General features: G+C 59.0%; 17 protein-coding genes. 8 read left to right on the top strand and 9 right to left on the bottom strand.

Annotated elements, in window-relative coordinates; translation table 11 throughout:
• Positions 1 to 7: 7 nt before the first annotated feature.
• The gene (locus E5X88_RS02920) at positions 8 to 1,363 is read right to left on the bottom strand and encodes a ferric reductase-like transmembrane domain-containing protein (RefSeq protein WP_292158059.1); all 1,356 of its coding nucleotides are present in this window, start codon (positions 1,361 to 1,363) and stop codon (positions 8 to 10) included.
• A gap of 352 nt (positions 1,364 to 1,715) precedes the next feature.
• Between E5X88_RS02920 and E5X88_RS02915 the strand changes: the two genes are divergently transcribed.
• The gene (locus E5X88_RS02915; protein ID WP_292158057.1) at positions 1,716 to 2,690 is read left to right on the top strand and encodes a UDP-glucuronic acid decarboxylase family protein; all 975 of its coding nucleotides are present in this window, start codon (positions 1,716 to 1,718) and stop codon (positions 2,688 to 2,690) included.
• Positions 2,687 to 3,661, top strand: coding sequence for a UDP-glucose 4-epimerase GalE (gene galE / locus E5X88_RS02910; RefSeq protein ID WP_292158055.1), 975 nt, complete (start codon positions 2,687 to 2,689; stop codon positions 3,659 to 3,661). Before E5X88_RS02915 ends, galE begins: the two co-directional genes overlap by 4 nt.
• A 24-nt stretch (positions 3,662 to 3,685) precedes the next feature.
• Here galE and E5X88_RS02905 read toward each other — a convergent pair whose 3' ends face one another.
• Positions 3,686 to 3,847, bottom strand: coding sequence for a glycosyltransferase (locus E5X88_RS02905; protein ID WP_292158053.1), 162 nt, complete (start codon positions 3,845 to 3,847; stop codon positions 3,686 to 3,688).
• Positions 3,848 to 4,032: 185 nt separating this feature from the next.
• Between E5X88_RS02905 and E5X88_RS02900 the strand changes: the two genes are divergently transcribed.
• A complete protein-coding gene (locus E5X88_RS02900; protein ID WP_292158052.1) occupies positions 4,033 to 4,317 on the top strand; it encodes a hypothetical protein in 285 nt (94 codons plus the stop codon).
• Between the two features lie 37 nt (positions 4,318 to 4,354).
• Here E5X88_RS02900 and E5X88_RS02895 read toward each other — a convergent pair whose 3' ends face one another.
• From E5X88_RS02895 to E5X88_RS02875, 5 genes are all read right to left on the bottom strand, one after another.
• Entirely contained in the window at positions 4,355 to 5,590 is a 1,236-nt protein-coding gene (locus E5X88_RS02895; protein ID WP_292158050.1) for a polysaccharide ABC transporter ATP-binding protein, read from the bottom strand.
• A gap of 5 nt (positions 5,591 to 5,595) precedes the next feature.
• Positions 5,596 to 7,224, bottom strand: a complete 1,629-nt coding sequence (locus E5X88_RS02890; RefSeq protein ID WP_292158049.1) for a glycosyltransferase — start codon at positions 7,222 to 7,224, stop codon at positions 5,596 to 5,598.
• A 240-nt stretch (positions 7,225 to 7,464) separates the two neighbouring features.
• The gene (locus tag E5X88_RS02885) at positions 7,465 to 8,415 is read right to left on the bottom strand and encodes a glycosyltransferase (protein WP_292158048.1); all 951 of its coding nucleotides are present in this window, start codon (positions 8,413 to 8,415) and stop codon (positions 7,465 to 7,467) included.
• An 88-nt stretch (positions 8,416 to 8,503) separates the two neighbouring features.
• Positions 8,504 to 9,349 (bottom strand): ABC transporter permease, encoded by an 846-nt coding sequence (locus E5X88_RS02880; protein ID WP_292158046.1) that lies wholly within the window; start codon positions 9,347 to 9,349, stop codon positions 8,504 to 8,506.
• On the bottom strand, positions 9,349 to 10,320 hold the full coding sequence (locus E5X88_RS02875; protein ID WP_292158045.1) for a polysaccharide deacetylase family protein: 972 nt from the start codon (positions 10,318 to 10,320) through the stop codon (positions 9,349 to 9,351). Before E5X88_RS02875 ends, E5X88_RS02880 begins: the two co-directional genes overlap by 1 nt.
• A gap of 365 nt (positions 10,321 to 10,685) precedes the next feature.
• Between E5X88_RS02875 and E5X88_RS02870 the strand changes: the two genes are divergently transcribed.
• Positions 10,686 to 11,822, top strand: a complete 1,137-nt coding sequence (locus tag E5X88_RS02870; RefSeq protein WP_292158043.1) for a glycosyltransferase family 2 protein — start codon at positions 10,686 to 10,688, stop codon at positions 11,820 to 11,822.
• 174 nt (positions 11,823 to 11,996) lie between these two features.
• On the opposite strand, the gene E5X88_RS02865 is transcribed toward E5X88_RS02870, so the two are convergent.
• Positions 11,997 to 12,989, bottom strand: coding sequence for a glycosyltransferase family A protein (locus E5X88_RS02865; protein ID WP_292158042.1), 993 nt, complete (start codon positions 12,987 to 12,989; stop codon positions 11,997 to 11,999).
• On the opposite strand from E5X88_RS02865, the gene E5X88_RS02860 reads away from it, so the two are divergent.
• The 4 genes from E5X88_RS02860 (at position 12,943) to E5X88_RS02845 (ending at position 15,477) form a co-directional block, all read left to right on the top strand.
• The gene (locus tag E5X88_RS02860; RefSeq protein ID WP_292158344.1) at positions 12,943 to 13,416 is read left to right on the top strand and encodes a hypothetical protein; all 474 of its coding nucleotides are present in this window, start codon (positions 12,943 to 12,945) and stop codon (positions 13,414 to 13,416) included. The two genes, E5X88_RS02865 and E5X88_RS02860, sit on opposite strands and share 47 nt — an antisense overlap.
• Before the next feature lie 292 nt (positions 13,417 to 13,708).
• Positions 13,709 to 13,897 (top strand): hypothetical protein, encoded by a 189-nt coding sequence (locus E5X88_RS02855; RefSeq protein WP_292158040.1) that lies wholly within the window; start codon positions 13,709 to 13,711, stop codon positions 13,895 to 13,897.
• Between the two features lie 324 nt (positions 13,898 to 14,221).
• Entirely contained in the window at positions 14,222 to 15,031 is an 810-nt protein-coding gene (locus E5X88_RS02850; protein WP_292158039.1) for a class I SAM-dependent methyltransferase, read from the top strand.
• A gap of 140 nt (positions 15,032 to 15,171) precedes the next feature.
• Positions 15,172 to 15,477, top strand: a complete 306-nt coding sequence (locus E5X88_RS02845; RefSeq protein ID WP_126043254.1) for a hypothetical protein — start codon at positions 15,172 to 15,174, stop codon at positions 15,475 to 15,477.
• 38 nt (positions 15,478 to 15,515) lie between these two features.
• Here the strand turns inward: E5X88_RS02845 and E5X88_RS02840 are convergent, their stop codons facing one another.
• Positions 15,516 to 16,346: an aldo/keto reductase gene (locus tag E5X88_RS02840; RefSeq protein ID WP_292158035.1), complete on the bottom strand. Its 831-nt coding sequence runs from the start codon at positions 16,344 to 16,346 to the stop codon at positions 15,516 to 15,518.
• Positions 16,347 to 16,679: the final 333 nt, after the last annotated feature.

Raw genomic sequence — 16,679 nt, 5'->3', positions numbered from 1 at the left:
GCCGCATTCACCGCATGGCGAAGAGTTCCTGATGGAAGCGCTCCGTCACCGGCAACCCCTGTGCGGCGAAATCCAGCCGCAACGCCTCGCCGAAACCTGCCGGACCGCAGAACCAGATGCTGGCCGCGCGCCATTCCGGTACCGCAGCGCGGATGCGTTCGCCGGTCAAGAGACCGTCGCGGGCGTCAACCAGGACGTGCAGGCGGATGTCCGCGGCCGCGGCATCCGCCTTCAACTTGGCGATGGCTGTTTCGTCATACTCGGTGGTCGTGTGAAACAGGTCGATCACCGGAGGTCGAGGCTGGTTCGGGTTTGCATGCCGCTCCAGCGCGATATGCTTCATGCCGGCGATGAACGGCGTGATGCCGATGCCGCCGCCGATCCAGATCTGCCGGGGCTGGCCGTTATCGAAGGTGAAACAGCCGTATGGCCCTTCGATCTTCACCTCCTGCCCGACGTGCAATTTGTCGCGCAGGCGGCTGGTGTGGTCGCCCAGTGCCTTGGTGACGAACGTGATCCGCGGATCCTTTTCATTCCACCCAGAGGCGATGGTGTAAGGGTGAGCGCCTTCCGACGTGTTCGAGGTCGCGAAGGCGAACTGGCCGGGCTTGTGGCCGGGCCAGCCATGCGGCACCTCGATCTCCGTCTCGAGCGCCCGCACGCCGGGATAATACTGGAGCGAGGCGATCTTGCCCTGAACCTGCCGGGCCGCACCGACGCGACGCAGCAGGACGACAAGCGCCGCGTAGGTGCCCGCCGCCAAGAGCAGCGCCATCCCCATGCCGACCGGCGAAGTCCAGTAGCTGAAGCTGGTCAGCACCACCGAATGGAACACCAGCACCAGATAGGCGACGGCCAACAAGCGATGCGTCTTGTAGAACAGGCGGTAGGGAAATTGCTTGATAAGCGCCAGCGCGATCAGCAGCACGGCGGCATAGAACGCCCATTCACCCAAGCCCTCCGCAGAACCGCGCAGGGTCGAGAGGAATTGCTGCACCGGATTTTCCAGAACCGGCCTCGCTCCGCGTACAGGCGGCTCGAGCCAGCCCCAGCCGGTCGCCCATTTCGGTCCCTGGCTCCACAGCCAATGGACTACGGAGACGACGAGGGCCGCTATGCCGAGCCACTTGTGCAGGCGATACATCTTGTCCAGCCCGCCAAACCACGGCTCCGGCCAACGCGGCCGCAGCGCCAGGATCATGGCCACGCTCATTGCTGCCATGGCTATGATGCCGCTGTACTGAACCATCGTTCCTCGAAGCGCGAGGAAACTGGCCGGCTGAAACACCTGGGGTTCTGCAAAGACCCACAGAACACTCACCAATGCCAGCATGCCCCAGAAGGCGCGTTTGATGTTTCGCATCGCGGTCTTTCTCGCAAGCCAATGATCGGGATCGGTTATTTGTGCTGCTCTGGCCCGTGTCGTTGACGTGGATCAACGGGGTGGGGCGTTGTCCGCTCGCGGGCGTATCCGTCCGCTGGGTCGCCGAAACCAGCATGATGTTCATGATGCCGATGCCGCCGACGAGCAGCGGGATCGGATCCTAACGCCATACCTCTTCTGGGGGAGGGACGGGACCGGATGGTGGAAGGCGGCCGCCTTGTCGAGGACAGTTTCCTATCGTTAACGCTAAGTGAAGGCAGGCCTCTGGTAAATCACCGTGTCGTCGGGTTAGCTTATTAGGTTGGGGTAAACTGGCGTGAGGATCCCGAAAATGCAGCGGGCAAAGCGAGTCTTGGTGACTGGGGGCGCAGGTTTTCTGGGATCGTTCTTATGCGAGCGGTTGCTTGGTGAAGGCCACGAGGTTGTATGCGTCGACAATTTCTTCACCGGAAGTCGGAGAAACGTCTCGCATTTGCTCGACGACAAATCCTTTGAGATCATTCGCCACGACGTGACATTTCCGCTCTACATAGAAGTTGATGAGATATACAATCTTGCCTGCCCGGCAAGCCCCGTTCACTACCAGTTCGATCCGGTCCAGACGACAAAGACCAGCGTCCATGGGGCGATCAACATGCTGGGGCTCGCCAAACGGGTTCGCGCAAAGATCCTTCAGGCGTCCACGTCCGAAGTCTACGGCGATCCCGAGGTTCACCCGCAGACCGAGGACTATTGGGGCAGGGTAAACCCGATAGGGCTCCGTTCCTGTTACGACGAAGGCAAGCGGTGTGCCGAAACCCTGTTTTTCGACTATTGGCGGCAGCACAGGCTGCGGATCAAGGTAGCGCGCATCTTCAACACCTACGGTCCGAGGATGCGTCCGGACGACGGCCGCGTCATTTCCAACTTCATTGTGCAGGCACTGCAAAACCAGCCGATAACCGTGTACGGCAACGGTCAGCAGACACGCTCATTTTGCTATGTCAACGATCTCATCGACGGTCTGGTTCGCCTGATGCACACGGGCGACGATGTTACCGGTCCAATCAATCTGGGCAACCCGGTCGAATTCACGATGCTCGAACTCGCCGATCTCGTGATCGAACTTACCGGAAGCCGATCCAAGATCAAGTTTTTACCTTTGCCCGTCGATGATCCAAGGCAGCGACAGCCTGATATCGGGTGTGCCTTGCGCGAACTCAACTGGAAGCCAAGAATCGCATTGCGCGATGGTCTCGCCAAGACCATTGCCTATTTCGACGACTTGATCTCATCGGGACATGCTGGGTCCGCTGCAGCCGAATGAAAACAGTCTTGGTCACTGGCGGGGCAGGTTATATCGGCTCACACTGTTGCAAGGCATTCGCCGAATCCGGCTGGTCGGTCATTGCGTATGACAACCTCTCGCGCGGCTGGCGCGACGCGGTCAAATGGGGACCGCTTGTCGAGGGCGATGTTTGCGACGCCGCAGCGGTAGCAGCAGCGCTGCACCAGCATCGGCCGGATGTGGTGGCGCATTTCGCTGCCTACGCCTATGTCGGCGAGTCTGTCGAGCGCCCGGAACTCTACTACCGAAATAACAGTTTTGGGACGCTGGTCTTGCTCGAGGAAATGCTGAAGATCGGCATCGACAAGCTGATCTTGTCGAGCACCTGCGCGTCTTACGGCGTTCCGATCCGTTCTCCGATTGACGAAACGCATCCGCAATCGCCCATCAATCCCTATGGATGGTCGAAATTCATCGTGGAACGAATGGTGGACAATCTTTCGGATGCCCATGGCCTCAACGCAGTTGTGCTCCGGTATTTCAACGCGGCCGGATGTGATCCCGACGGCGAGATCGGCGAGCGGCATGAACCGGAAACGCATGTCATTCCGCTCGCTATCGAGGCGGCGGTTGGATCGGGCCGGGTTTTTACCATTAATGGCACCGACTTCGACACCCGTGACGGAACCGCGGTGCGGGACTATGTCCACGTCACCGATCTCGCCCGTGCGCACGTTCTGGCAGGGGAGAAGCTTCTCCGCGATCCGGGGGTCCACGTCTACAATCTTGGCACCGGAACGGGAACGACGGTGAACGAGTTGGTCGATGCGGTGAGCCGGGCTTCGGGAACGCGCCTTCCGGTGGCCTACGGTCCGCGCAGGGCAGGTGACCCGCCTGCGCTCGTAGCCGCGGCCGGCAAGGCGGCCCGGGAACTCGGCTGGATGCCCGAGCAATCCGGAATCGACCAGATCGTCGAAACGGCGCTGGCCTGGTATCGCAGCCGGTTGTGACGATCCTTTGCGGAAGAGCCCTACCTACCGCTTGGTCAACAAGCAATCGAGAGCGGCGGCGACTGCGACAAGCGAGAAATTTTTCTCTATCCGCTTTCGCGCCGCCCGACCCAGGCGTTCCCGCAAGTGCGGATCGTCCTTCAGGCGCTTCAGGGCATGCGCAATTTCTTCCGCCTTTCGAACCATCAGGCCAAGGTAGTGTCTCAGTTTGAAATTTGACGCGTCGCTTGTCGCGATCCTGCCCGAACTCCTATATGCTTAGCGTAATGCATACATGATGGACGCAGTTGCGCCCAAACTGGACAAACGCGGGCCGTACAAAACGAAAGCAGTCGCCTGATGCCGATAAAAGATAGCACCGGGCGGGCCGCGTGAAACGCGCGTTTCTATTCGGGCTCACGGCCCAGCTAATCTTCATTAGCGCGATCTTTCTTGTTTTTGATGATCTAATGCTTCCAATGACGCGGTCTCCGGTTATCGGCATTGTCGCGTTGGGTTTGGGCGTCGCGAGCGCATTTTTCGCTTGGGGGGCGACCCCTCATCCGTCCTGGCTGGTCAAAATCGGAATGTGGATTGCCGGCTTTCTTGCCATCTACGTGGTAATCCCCTTCATCGAAGTCGTCGTCGTGCTGACCATTCCGCTTATTTCAAACTGAGACACTACCCCGCCGAAAGCCAGTGTCGCCACGTGCTTCAATCCACCTTAAGCAACTGGGCAGAATGCGACAGTCGCACAATCCCGTGCTCTTTCAGATATGGCCAATAGGAGTCATTGACTGTTGCCGCAACAACCTCGAACGTTAGCAAGTTCTCGCTTGCGAGGTCCGGCTCATCCTCTCCCCACGCATAGAGAGCCGCTCCAGCGCTATAAGTGCCTGGCAACAATCCCAACGATCGCACGCTGAATACGACCTCGGCCTCCCCAACTATGTCAAATTGACCAACACCTTCCGCGAGGCTTTCGAGCACAGAGATCAAGTTGCCTTCCTGATCAAAAATCTGGATATGAACCACGCTTCGGTGAAACGAATCCCTCGCGCCCAGTTTCAGCACAAAATCGTAATCGCCGCCAAACTTGAGCTGGTTGCAGCGCTCGCGCGTACCCGGATACACAATAGCCACCTGCATCCAGAGGTCATCATTGCCAACGCGCTCGGCTCCATCGCTGCTCGGGACGGTGTTCGACAGGTACGCATCGATGATCGATGATGCCTCGCCAAAGTCCTTCAGAAGGCCTCGGTCCAGATAAACCGCTTTTGTGCAATGCTGCCGAACCATGGCCATGTTGTGGCTCACGAACAGCACGGTGCGACCTTCACCCGCGACGTTCTTCATCGTGCCGAGACATTTCTTTTGAAATTCAGCATCGCCGACAGCAAGCACCTCGTCGACGACGAGAATCTCCGGCTCCAGATGAGCAGCGATCGCGAAGGCAAGCCGAACATACATACCGGACGAATAACGCTTGACCGGCGTTTCGAGAAAGCTGCCGATATCGGCAAATTTGATGATCCGGTCCAGCTTACGCGTGATCTCGGCCTTGCTCATGCCGAGGATCGCGCCGTTGAGGTAGATGTTCTCGATCCCGTCGAGATCCGGATGGAATCCGGCCCCTACCTCCAGCAAGCTTCCTATCCGGCCTCGCATCACTGCCTCGCCCTCGTCCGGAGCGGTGATCGAGGTCAAAACCTTGAGCAGCGTGGTCTTTCCCGAGCCGTTGCGTCCGATGATACCGCACACGGTGCCAGTCGGAACGGAAAAAGTGATGTCCTTGATGGCGAAGAATTCGTTGAGGGAAGCTTCGGCTTCCCGCGAGCGCAAACGCGCGACAAGTTGTTCGACCTCCTCACGCAATGAGCGCACGCCGATCGCGCCGCGCCGGTAGCGCTTGGAAAGTCCTCGGACCTCAACGGCTGGCAATTCTGTCATCGATCTCAAGCCGTAACATCTGCGGTTCGACTGCCGGGTTGATCCGCGGTCAGCCCGTCCTTCACGACGCGCGCCGTTACAACGATGGGATAGGCGGTATCCCGGACGTCGAGCTTCTGGTCAGAAACTTCTTCCTTGGCGAGTCCCTGGAGAAAACAAACTGCCGCGAAGACGTTGCCGTGGGTTTCGAGCGCCATATTCGCCGCGCTGAAGGATTTCGCAAGCAACTTCGCCAACGCCGCCTGCGTCAATGACCAGAACCACGTGCTGCCCCACTCGCCGCGATCGACCGGGGTGATGCCAGGAACAGTTAGCAGCAGCACGCCCCCGGGCTTGAGCGCGTCGGCCAGTGCAGCGACCGCAGCCGACATGTCGAAGATCAGATGAAGTGTTTGCGTGAAGATGATGCAGTCGAAGGCGTTTGACGGCAGGACTCCGGGCTGCGACAGGTCGCCTATGATGGTCGCGTTTGGATTATCGGAATCAACATGCAGCACGTCGCTCTTGACGACATGAGCACCGCCAAAATGCATCGTGTAGCTGTTGTCGCCGATTTCCAGCACACGGCCATGTATGTCGGCCGCATTCAATTGTAGGAAATTCTCGATATAATATCGATCTATTGGCTTGCCGCGATCATATCCAAACGAGCGGCTCATCGGCATCGTGCGTGCGAAATCCCCAAACCGCACCGAACCGACGCGCGGAGCCCGCCAATCGGCGCCGGAAGCTCCAAGCAGCCGTTGCACATGCCTGCCGACCTTGCGCCTTATCCTAAATGCCGCCGTTTGCAGCGTGATCGGCGGCGACATCTGCAAAGCCTGCCGCAGCATGCGAATCGCTTTGGCGGGTTCGGCGCGGATCGCGCCCAAGGCCTCAGTCGTCAACTCTCCGGTATAGTAGGTCTTCCAGAACCGCCTGCCATCGCGGACTGCAAGACGCACATCGTCGTCAACCGGACCTGCCAACTGCTTGTCAAGCACCGACAAAGCTGCAGCGAGCATCATCGATCGATTATTCGACATGTTGTCGCCGTGCATGCGATACTCGGCGACGACATCGTCGTGCGTTACGATCGAACCGCGCCGGGCGATTCGCAAGAATAGCTCATAGTCTTCGCAGAGCCGCATTGAAACGTCGAACCCGCCCATGGCCGCGAGCCTCTCCCGCCGATAAACCACGGTCGCATGCATTGCAATGAAGTTTCCCGTCCGCAGTAACTGAAGATAAGGATCTTCAATAAGCGCGACGTGATGCTTGTCTGACTCGATCGCACCGCTTCCATTGATGAAGCGATGAGCTCCGTAAGCGAGAACCGCATCTGGATGCGCAACCAGCATTCGCACACCCGTCTCAATGGCATTCGGAAGGAGACGATCATCCGCGTCCAGAAAGGTGATGTAATCGGATCTGGAAGCCGCCAGCCCGGCGTTTCGGGCGGCCGCGAGCCCGCAATTGTCCTGCCTGATCAGGCGCACGCCTGGATGACGCTCGACAACCGATGCCGGATTGTCGGTGGATCCGTCGTCGACGACAATAATTTCATCCATCGGCTGGCTTTGACGAAGACAGCTCTGAATGGCGTCCTCAAGAAAGCGAGTATGGTTGTAAGTTGTTATGACGACTGCGATCATGAAACGGCCAAATTCTCCTTAGCTTCGCAGAGAGGCACGGGCTGGTGTTCGTTGCCAGAAATCGAACGCGATCTTAGGCATCACAAACAGAATTTTGGCACAGAAATGATGGACACGCGTCAATTTTAGCACGTCGCCCCTAGCGAGGCGATGCGACTTGTCATTCCCGTAAAACGGTATCGTCAATATCAGAAATCTCAGGCTCGGTCGCGATCCAATCCGCGCCACCGGTCCCGCCCACTACTTCCGTGCTCTCGTCAGCAGCCTGAACACCTTCGACAGGACGCGGCGTGGCGTCAGCCGCCGAGCGAACCGGCGTCCGGCGTCGATGGCGAGGTCAAACCTATCGCGAAGTGTCAGGGGCCGACGCTGGGCCGGATAGCGCGCAAATGCGAAGCGGAGCGCCCGCTGCAACTTCGGCGTCATCAATCCCGAGGCCGCCGCATGCATCTCAACCCATTCGAGGAAGCCAATGCGAGCAGCATGCGGGCGCAGTCGATCGTAGATGCCGGAAGCAGTCGCCTTGGCCGATATCGAATCGAGGTGCTGCCTGTATCGGCTGGTGGGCGTGGATGTCACGAATACCGGATAGCGCAACAGCAGCTTTACTAGAAGGGTCTGGTCTTCGTAGAGCTCGAACGCCTCATCGAAGCCGCCCACCGCTACCAAAGCTTCGCGGTGAACCATGATCGAGCAGATGCACGGCACATGAGCCCGCTGGCGTACGATGACCTGGTCGAGCAGGTCGGGCGGCATGTGCAGACGGTCCGATTGGCGTGGCATCAAGTCGGTCCAGTTCCGGTGCGGCTCATCGGGGAACCACCACAGGGTCGGTCCGTAAAGGACCTTAGCGCTAGGATGCGCATCAAAGATCGCAAGTTCCTTCTCGAATTTTTCCGGCTCAAATATATCGTCGCCATCCAGGAACGTGAAGAACATGCCCGACGCGGCCGCGATTCCGGCATTGCGCGCCGCGGCGGCGCCGCGACGCTGGCCGTTCGATCGAATGAAACGGATTCGCGGATCGCCGGCTGCTGCAGCCGCCGCGATTGCAACGCTCCCGTCGAATGATCCGTCGTCAATGAGAAGCATTTCCCAGTCAGTGAAGGTTTGCGCGCGCACGCTTTCGATCGCTGCCGGAAGAAACCGCTCGACATTGAGGAAAGGCGTGATGACGGAGATCAATGGCATCGGCGTCGTGCCCATTGTGCAGAATGCGCGGCGGCAGACGAAAGGCGACCTTCACTCTCTACGGGGCCGCAAGGGTTGTCATTTCTCTTCACAGCATGTCCATGGCCGTTCGTTCGACGCGTTGAAAGATCACGACGCCGAGGAACAGCACGACCGAGGTCGTGACAAGCGCTGCAGCGATTTGTGGCGCACCGACTGCCGAGGTGCCGAAGAAGCACCAGCGCCCTTCATCAATTATGACAGCGAGCGGATTCAGAAATCCGGTCAGCGTCCAGTACTGCTCGGGAATAGCCGAAAAAGGAAAGATGATCGGCGTCACGAACAGCCAGATCTGAATGAAGAACGGAGTCATATGAGCCGTATCGCGGTACTTCGCGGTTGACGCTCCTAGACAAAGCCCAACAGCCAACGAGAATGCCGCGATCTGGATGATCACCAGCGGAAAGAACGCGAGGCGCCACGATAGCCCGTCCACTTTTCCTGTCAGCTGGTACCAGAGCAAGAAGGCCAATGCGACGCCAAGCTGGATCGCCAGGGCCACACTGTTCGACAGCAGCGACGACACGGGAACGACGAGTCGCGGGAAGTAGATCTTGCTGAAAAGATGACCGTTAGCAATGAAGACTTGGCTCGCGGTGGAGACGACTTGGGAAAAATACGACCACAGCACCAGCGCTGTCAGATAAAAGATTGGCGCGGGATGGCCGCCGGTTGAAATGCCCGCGATACCGCTGATGACGGTGGTCAAGGCTGCGGTAAGCGCCAGGGGCTGCAGGATCAGCCAAGCCGGACCAAGCAAGGTCTGCTTGTAGCGGACTTTGATGTCGCGCATCGCGAACAGGAGCAGCAGATCGCGATAGCGCCACAGGTGCCAGAAATCGAGGTCAAACCAGCCGCGTCGAGGGGTGATAATGGTAATCTGCTGTGCGTTCATCAGAACAGATGATCCTCGATTTTTCGCAGGAGTTCATCCCCTGACCAGTTGCCGACATACAATCGAGGTAACCGCAGCATGTCTGCCTCGGGCGCAACGCACCCGGCGCGCGTCGTGCATGCGAACTCAAATCCTGCTTCCCTGACGGCAGATACCGACACAGCGTCATGGTCTCCGAATGGATATGCAAAAGAGAGAACGCGTTTTCCGGTCATTTGCTCACAGGCCGAACGGCCGTCGACGATCTCGCGAAGCTGGGTCGCGAAGGAATGGGCCGGAAGCGTGGGATGACTGACAGTATGACCACCGATCGTTATCAGGTCGTCACTGATATCACCAACCTCTTCGGGAGTCATAATACAGTGCTCTGGTCTGGCGTCGAGACCAACGCCCGCCCATTTCGCAATGTCTTCGACGTGTGCGTTCTGTCGCTCATACGGCAGCGTTCGGAGCGCCGACCACACCTCCCGGTAGACTTTGTCACGGCCGGCCTGATCCACCATCTTCGGGATGAGCCAGTGATGCCTGCCTCCCTCGATCGTGATGTCGAGTTGGTCAGGCAGTTCAGGCGTCTCAAGACAGATGCGCGTGAGCGCATCCCACCAGAATTCTCTGCCGCTTCCGATTGCTCCCGTCGCAACAAACAGCGTCATCGGGCAGTCGTGACGCTGTAGGATCGGGCGAGCGTTGCTGTAGACGTCGTGATAACCGTCGTCAAACGTGACAACCGCAAGCGGTTTGCCCGGCTTTCCCCGTGCGATGACATCAAACAGTTCATCCAAATGCACCACCCGCCGGCTCCGCGTCAGCGCTTCGATTTGTTCGTCGAACCTCGCCGGATGGACGGCTAGCCCCCACGGATCGACGGCGATATCTGCAACGCGATGGTACATCAGTATGATGGGAGCATGGCGCAGGCGTCGGCGCCGCACCAGCCGACCAAGCTGCAGGAGAACGCGCGGGATCACCATCGGTCTCCCGCCGCAGGAACTGTAAAAACCACGCTCATGTCCGATCGCGGATGCCATCCCCATCGGCAGAAACGCGATACATGTGAGTGTTCAAGCATATAGCTGATGGCAATAAGACCACGAGGCCACGGGCACGGATGGGAGCGAAATGAAAGGAAGCATGAAGGCATCCACAAGTTTGGGCGGATTGAAACCAGCATATTAGCACATGTCACCGCCGTAAGTGCGAAAGACCGGGCAATTCTCAGAGGTTGAAGTAGCCGTAGGGAGAGGCGCGGCTTGATGCTATCCCGCTCGAGCATGCTAGTATTTTAGGCTGGTGGCGCTCCCGTCTTTCGTCGTTCATCAAAAGCAGGTTTTTCGATATGCAACCCGCAGTTTCCGTCATCATTCCTGCTTACAATGCGGAAAAGACTATCCGAAACACCCTCCAGTCGGCCGTCTCGCAAACTTTCAAACAGCTAGAGATCATAGTGGTCGATGACGGGTCGACCGACCGGACCACTGAGATCGTCGAGGCATTTGCAACCAGCGATCCGCGTATTTCTCATCTGAGACAGCAGAACCAAGGGGTTGCTGTCGCCAGAAACCTGGCAATTCATGCGGCGAAGGGTGAATTTATAGCGCCACTTGATGCGGATGATGTGTGGCACCCGACAAAGCTGGAAAAGCAGCACCGCCTCTTTCAGTCGCGGCCGTCTCTCGGCCTTGTCTACGCATGGTATCGGGTCATCGATGATGATGATTGGGTGATCGAATGCTCCCCGCCAACTCTCGCTCGCGGCGACGTCCACAACTGGCTGCTGGTTGAGAACTTTATCGGCAATGCAAGTTCACCGCTAATCAGGCGATCAGTTCTTACGGCAACCGGGGGATACGACCCGTCGCTCAGAGCAGCAGGCGCCCAAGGAGCCGAAGACTTGCAGATGCAGCTCAACATTGCCGCGATCTGCGATTATGATGTCGTTCCGGAGTATCTGATTGGTTACCGGCGATCCCCATCTTCTATGTCGACCAGGTATGTCGTCATGCTGACATCGCACCGGATCGTCCTTGAAACAGTCCGCACGCGACATCCCGAGCTAGCGTCTTTCTTGTTTCGTTGGTCCGATGGCGTGGCCTCAGCGTATTATGGCAGCGAGGCCGCCCGCACGTCGCCACGCGCGGCCATCGCTCCGCTTGTCCACGCAACACGGATCGATCCGGCCGCGCTGTTTCATGTCTTCGCAAAGCCGTCTGCACAAGACCTGTGGCGGCGGCTGCGTCGCTTTGCGCCGAGACTGCCCGCCGTTAAACAGCGCATGGTTCCGACCTCACCGCATTCCATCTGTACCTCCGGGCGTTTTTTCGACGCCGATCCGACCTTCATATGCCAGCCATTTCCTCTGGAGTGGCTTCGAAGGCGAGTCCAGGTGGCCCTCAAGACGCCGACGCCGCGCCAGCTTCGCGAGTCAGGTCCGAGGAGTATTGATCCGTCCGCTCCCGTCGAAGGCGGCGCTTAAGGTCTTAAACACAAGGTGCCGGCACCTAGACCCCCGTGATCTGAGACCGGCTGAAATGGCAGGTGCCAAGCGACGCCCCCGCCTAGGAGGCGCAATCTCGGCAGACAGCAGAGAACTGACATGCCGCCAATCGGATGAGCCGCCGCAACCGTTCGAACAGTGAGGCGCTCACATTCACCAGCTGGTCTCTTCATAAAGCGGACGGAACTTGGCGTTCTTGTTGCGCATCCGTTTCACTCCAACCTTGATCCAGCGAGGAACCAACCTGGCCCTGCAGTAAACGTCTACCATGTTGGGCAGGCGAGAAATCGCCGTGCGCGGATCCAGGACGAAGAGTTTCTTCAATAGGTCGCAGGCCGCGTAAAGCTGCCCGCCGATCAAAGCTCTCACCGCAAGCCAACAAATCATGTCGACCAGATGGGCATCGAGATCGCTGCCGAACTGCGGATATTTTTCGCGAAACTCGGCAAGAACAATCTCACAAGAGCGAAGCATCTGCTTGACATCGCTCGACATGTTGACGTTCGTCATCCGGTAACCCACGAGATGCTGAGGCACGACGCGGAATTCGTAATTTTCCGCTATTCTGAGGCACATCAGAAGATCCTCGCAACCTTGCGCATTCCTGGCCCTCAGGGAAGGATCGAATTGTCCCGCCTGCTCGAATGCGGAGCGACGCACCAGCATCGAACTTCCGTTGCCGACAAAATTCATTCTGCACATCCGTTGCAGAACGCTGCCATCGGCATCGGGCCGGTATAGTGAGAATACCCGGCCGTCCTCGTCGATCTGTGCAAACCAGCAATATGCCAGGCCCACCGAAGAGCCGCCCTCCTGCAGGGCGCGCAGTTGCAGTGCGATCTTGGATGGCGCCCAGAGATCATCCGCGTCGACAAACGCCAGAAACTCCGCATCGGTGGAGGCCGCGCCACTGTTGCGAGCCTGCGCAACACCGGCGTTCGACTGCCTCATAAGGCGAATACGCCGGTCTTTCTCAGCACAGGAGGCCACAATCGAGGCGGACTGGTCCGTCGACCCGTCGTCCACCACGACAACGTCCAACGCCTGATGGTCCTGCTGGCAGATGCTGGTCAAGGTGGCGCGAATGGTTCGCTCGGCGTTGAACATCGGCACCACCACGCCGACCGTGGCATTGTCCTGGATCATTGGAGCCTTCGTTTTCTCCGCAAAAACTGGTCAACGACGGATGCCGCCAGCATTGCAATCAGCACCGCTCTTCTACGATCGGGGCGAATTCGAGGCAAATCAGGTCGGTCATTCTATCAGCCTGGCCTATCATAGCTGGCGGATGCGGACCGTGACGAAGCAACGCCAAATCCGAAAAACAGACAAGGATCCGTCGCGTAACGCTGCCTTATTAGCCTTTACTGAACAAGCCGGTCAACTGGCGCCGCGCCGCCAAGAGCCTGCCGGCCGCAGCACGACCATAGTCAACAGTCGTCACCACAGCACCATCTCGTTCTGTAACGACGTGGTGATCCTGAGCCACGGCCGTGTGAAAGAGCAGGCGCCTATCGCCGCTCTGGCAACGCTCGGCATGGATGAACGCTACCAGCATGAACCGCTGGAGTGATGAGGGTTAACGCACGATGCCAAGCTTGCCTCAAGCCAAGTGCCGCGCTTGGTGATCCGCTCAGGAGGCGGCCGCTTCGGGCAAGCCTTCCAAACAAAAACCCGCCCCTGTTACCGGAGCGGGTCTGTTGCCTGAGGCGGAACTCAACACATGGCCGCGATGGCGATGATCGCCGCGGCACTATGAAGATCAGGTTAACCGGCAAATTTGATTTAAATGCGCCTGTGGATATTGGCTTTCGGGTAAGCCGAACCGACCATGTTTGCCGAACGGCGGGCAATAAGGAGAAGCTATGAAAAGCGACTTTGCCGCCGCACACCTTCATCTTGAACGAGCCTGCCACTATCTGCGCGGCGATGACGAGACAAGCAGCGAGACCCGTGCTGCCCTGGATCCTCTGATCGATGCAATTGTCGCGGCCCAGTACAAGCGCCCGCCCGGAGAGGTCTTGGAATTTCCCAGAACGGCAAAGCGGCGATAGTCGGCGAGTTTTAGAAAGCTCTGATTGCCGGAAGCCGCTTATAGCGGACCGATGAGTCACCAGCCAATCGACTGCGGCTACCATCCGCAGTCGATTTCCTTCCGGATCGGAGATGTCCGGTGCCCGCTCCGTCTGCCTTGTGGGCACGTTGGCATGGCGCAGCCGCTGCGCGACGGCTGCCATATCCTTGCCGGAAGAAGAACCAGTCGAGGCATCCGGGTACGACCCGGGTTACACCTTCCTGTGCCTCTGTTCCTGCGAGGGAGGCGGGCGTATTCTTGCTGCGGTCCAATGGTCTGAAATTATCTCAGGGAGGAGATGGCGATGGCTGAGGCAGCGCGTCACGATGCTTGGCAGGCCGGGGATAGCTACGACCTCTATATGGGGCGATGGAGCCGTCAGATCGCTCCACTGTTCCTGGATTGGCTCGATCCGGCCGAGGGGCTGGACTGGCTGGAGGTAGGTTGCGGAACCGGGGCGCTATCCGCAGCCATCCTGGCGCGTTGCAACCCCAGGAGCTTGGTGTCCGTAGATCCATCGGAGGGTTTTCTCGCCAAGGCGCGTGCAAACGTGCCGGACAAACGTGTCGAGTTTCTCGCTGGTGATGCGCAGGTGTTGTCTTTCGAATCGAGCAGCAAGGACATGGTCGTGTCGGCGCTTGTTCTCAACTTCATCCCTGACAAGGAAAAGGCGCTCGCGGAGATGGGGCGGGTGGCCCGCCGCGGAGCGACGATTGGATTCTATGTGTGGGATTATCCCGGCGGCGGGGTGGAATTCATGCGGGCCTTCTGGACCGCCGCGACGGCGCTTGACCCCGGCGCCATCGACCTTACCGAGGACAGACGCTTTCCATTTTGCACCGAAGACGGATTGACCAGCCTTGCGAAGCAGGCCGGCTTCGTTTCCATCGACTGCACCCGGATTGAAATGCCGGCTGTTTTCAAGGATTTTGAAGACTACTGGCACCCCTTCACCCTGGGTGCAGGGCCGGCGCCCGGCTATTGCATGAGCCTCGCCCCCGCAGCTCGCCAGAGGTTGATGGAGAGGCTCCGCGATAGCCTGCCGCGCGGCCAGGACGGGTCCATTCCCCTGAAAACGAGAGCCTGGGCAGTCAAAGCCAAGGTTCAGTCATGACCCGGATACCCGTCGCGCCAGGGCGGCCGGCCGCAACGATATAGCTGTCCTGCGCAAAGTTCGGGTTGACCGGCCTTGTATGCAAAGCGACTATTCGTCTGGACAGCCGAGGTCGTCATGCCGGCGCAGGAGGAAATGCGATGGACGAGCCCGATCGGTGGCGTCACATGTCGAGTGCGCCAAGGGATGGCAGCAGGATCCTTGTCACGGTTCGACCGTCCGAACAGGGGCCGGCGGAAGTCGACCTGGCTTACTGGTCTCGAGCCGATCAGTTTGGCAGCGAAGGATGGCGCGCCTCCGACTCGTCGCCCGGACGCGTGGTCGAATACGCCGAACCCGAGTTGAAGTGCTGGATGCCGCTTCCCGCAGCCAATCTGAGCAAGGGTTCAATGCCCAGTCCCTGGGAAGGGGAGGATGTCCCGCTGCTGGATGGGTCCGGGATATGAGGCCGAGGCTGGTCGCCGCGTGACCAGCCGCAGGTCCGTCAGAACAGGAATGTAGCCGTGGCGGGGTTCGCGCCCGTACGACCGTCTGATGAATCCATGCCTCGGATAAGCTCGAGGTCCGCCGCGTCCAGCTCGAAATCGAAGACATCGAAGTTGGCGGCGATCCGATCCTGGTGGATCGACTTTGGAATGACGATCAGCCCTTCCTGAAGGTGCCACCGGATGATTGTTTGCGCCACGGACTTGCGGTGTTTTGCGGCGATCTTTTCAAGGGTCGGGTCGCTCAACAGCCGGCCACTGCCCAGCGGGCTCCAGCTTTCGATGCGGATGTCGTGCTTGATATGGAATTCTCTGATGTCGCGCTGCTGAAACCGGGGATGGAGCTCGATCTGGTTGACGACGGGCGTGACCCCGGTCTCGCCGATGATCTGCTCCAGATGATCCCGATTGAAGTTCGAAACGCCGATTGATTTGAGCCGGCCGCCTTGCCTGAGTTCGATCAGGGTCTTCCATGCCTCGACGTATTTGTCCTGGCTGGGCACTGGCCAGTGGATCAGAAACAGGTCGATCTGTTCGATCCCGAGCTTGTTCATCGTCTCGTCGAAGGCCCGAAGCGCGGCGTCACGCTGATGGGCGCCGTTGCGCAGTTTCGAGGTGATGAACAATTCGCTTCGCGTGACGCCAGCCGTGCGGATCGCTTGCCCGACGCCTTCCTCGTTCTGGTAGCCTTCGGCGGTGTCGATCAATCTGTAGCCGGTCTGGATCCCCCAACTCACGACCTGGGCCGTAATGGCCGGATCGACTTGCCACACGCCAAGGCCGAGTTGGGGAATGGTGGAGCCGTCGTTCAATGGTATCTGTTCAGGCATATTCACGTCCTTTTGCAACGGAGTTCCCCGCCCAGCGCACAGTCTATCTAGGCGCGGTGATCGGCAAGGCGAGTCGACGGGCCCGACAAAGTGCATCGCGAGGCCCGCTGTCGAACCAACGGCGAAGGACCAATCTGCGCTTCTGACCGCGCGAGGTCACGGCCTTCCCAGCGCGGTCGGTCGAGGGGAGAGGGCGGTTGCAAGCCTCGGCCCAGGTGCCTCTCAATCCAATCGGGTCGCGACCAGCCTGGCGTTCATCATTGGTGCCCGGCGAGCCAACATGTTATGCTGTGGTGGCAACCAGCCGTCCCAAGTGATCGTCAGGTGGGTTGA

Origin of the sequence: Mesorhizobium sp., assembly GCF_004962245.1 — a bacterium.
GTDB lineage: Bacteria > Pseudomonadota > Alphaproteobacteria > Rhizobiales > Rhizobiaceae > Mesorhizobium.
This window is presented reverse-complemented; position numbering and strand designations above follow the sequence as displayed.

Coding starts and splice junctions, on each gene's coding strand:
- E5X88_RS02920 (WP_292158059.1), bottom strand. CDS start 1,363: ATGCGAAACATCAAACGCGCCTTCTGGGGCATGCTGGCATTGGTGAGT.
- E5X88_RS02915 (WP_292158057.1), top strand. CDS start 1,716: ATGCAGCGGGCAAAGCGAGTCTTGGTGACTGGGGGCGCAGGTTTTCTG.
- galE (WP_292158055.1), top strand. CDS start 2,687: ATGAAAACAGTCTTGGTCACTGGCGGGGCAGGTTATATCGGCTCACAC.
- E5X88_RS02905 (WP_292158053.1), bottom strand. CDS start 3,847: ATGGTTCGAAAGGCGGAAGAAATTGCGCATGCCCTGAAGCGCCTGAAG.
- E5X88_RS02895 (WP_292158050.1), bottom strand. CDS start 5,590: ATGACAGAATTGCCAGCCGTTGAGGTCCGAGGACTTTCCAAGCGCTAC.
- E5X88_RS02890 (WP_292158049.1), bottom strand. CDS start 7,224: ATGATCGCAGTCGTCATAACAACTTACAACCATACTCGCTTTCTTGAG.
- E5X88_RS02885 (WP_292158048.1), bottom strand. CDS start 8,415: ATGCCATTGATCTCCGTCATCACGCCTTTCCTCAATGTCGAGCGGTTT.
- E5X88_RS02880 (WP_292158046.1), bottom strand. CDS start 9,349: ATGAACGCACAGCAGATTACCATTATCACCCCTCGACGCGGCTGGTTT.
- E5X88_RS02875 (WP_292158045.1), bottom strand. CDS start 10,320: ATGGTGATCCCGCGCGTTCTCCTGCAGCTTGGTCGGCTGGTGCGGCGC.
- E5X88_RS02870 (WP_292158043.1), top strand. CDS start 10,686: ATGCAACCCGCAGTTTCCGTCATCATTCCTGCTTACAATGCGGAAAAG.
- E5X88_RS02865 (WP_292158042.1), bottom strand. CDS start 12,989: ATGATCCAGGACAATGCCACGGTCGGCGTGGTGGTGCCGATGTTCAAC.
- E5X88_RS02855 (WP_292158040.1), top strand. CDS start 13,709: ATGAAAAGCGACTTTGCCGCCGCACACCTTCATCTTGAACGAGCCTGC.
- E5X88_RS02850 (WP_292158039.1), top strand. CDS start 14,222: ATGGCTGAGGCAGCGCGTCACGATGCTTGGCAGGCCGGGGATAGCTAC.
- E5X88_RS02845 (WP_126043254.1), top strand. CDS start 15,172: ATGGACGAGCCCGATCGGTGGCGTCACATGTCGAGTGCGCCAAGGGAT.
- E5X88_RS02840 (WP_292158035.1), bottom strand. CDS start 16,346: ATGCCTGAACAGATACCATTGAACGACGGCTCCACCATTCCCCAACTC.